Source organism: Pontibacter toksunensis (assembly GCF_042686245.1).
In the GTDB taxonomy this organism is placed as follows: Bacteria; Bacteroidota; Bacteroidia; order Cytophagales; family Hymenobacteraceae; genus Pontibacter; species Pontibacter toksunensis.
Genome location: NZ_JBHUOX010000097.1, coordinates 1 through 898, shown reverse-complemented (window position 1 = coordinate 898; position 898 = coordinate 1). Strand labels below are relative to the sequence as shown.

Here is an 898-nt window from a genome sequence, read left to right as displayed (position 1 = left end):
GAGTCTAGCTGGCGCCGCCTGGTCAGCAGGTCCTGGTCAGAGACCGTCCCCTTGATGATGTTCAGCTGGTCCCGCTGTATGGCGTAGTACCCGCCCAGGTTCAGCGAAAGCCCCTTGACCAGCCGTACTTCCCCGTAGCCGGAGAAGGAAAGCCTCTTTTTCGAGAAGTCGTGGAAATAATGGCTGAAGGAGGTGGAGCCGCTCACCCGCCCCCATTTCTGGTTGAAGCTCACATCCAGCGAGAGGCTCTCCTGAAACCGGAGCTCCTCTGTCTGGGAGAAGATGGTCTCCTCGATGTAGTTGAAGTACTGGGGCCCTGCCCTGTACATCAGCCCGATGTACCTGTTGTTTGACTCTGAGTAGGGAACGAAATTGTACTCCACGGCGGGAGTCACAGCCAAAGACAGGTCATAGTTACTGTAGTCGGACTTCTGTGCGCTGACATAGCCGCCGGCTGACAGGTGGCTGGTGAGGGACCACACGGTGGTGTTGCTGAAACCGTAGCGCTCGTTGGTGTAGGTGAACTGCTCGTCTCCCTCCCCAAAGCGGTTCTTGTTCTTGTTGGCATTCAGCGAGAAGCTGGTCTTTAGCTTTTCCGTTACCCTTCCCGCGCTAATCCCGCCGCTCAGGCTGCTGCTGGAGTAGTTTCTGTCCCCGCTGAAGTAGCCGTTCATGTTGAGGTTAAAGACCCAGAAGTTCCAGGGGTCCTCCCCGGGTTTGGTGGCTATCTCTGCTGCCTGGCTACCGGCGTCCTTGAAAGAGATGACCATGTCCTTTGCCTTCTCTGTCTTCAGGAGGTAGGGAATCAGCCCGAGCCTGATTTTCTCAACCGCCTCTTTCCGGTCTTCATCGTCCGTGGCGGTGGCCTGCCTGATGTACTGCTTCACCTCATTCATCC

1 protein-coding gene is annotated in these 898 nt (G+C 56.7%); it reads right to left on the bottom strand.

Annotation, left to right across the window (positions count from 1 at the left end; all coding sequences use genetic code 11):
- Nucleotides 1-898, bottom strand: an 898-nt coding sequence (locus ACFS7Z_RS27285) for a hypothetical protein (RefSeq protein WP_377492673.1), incomplete at both ends; no start/stop codon positions are given.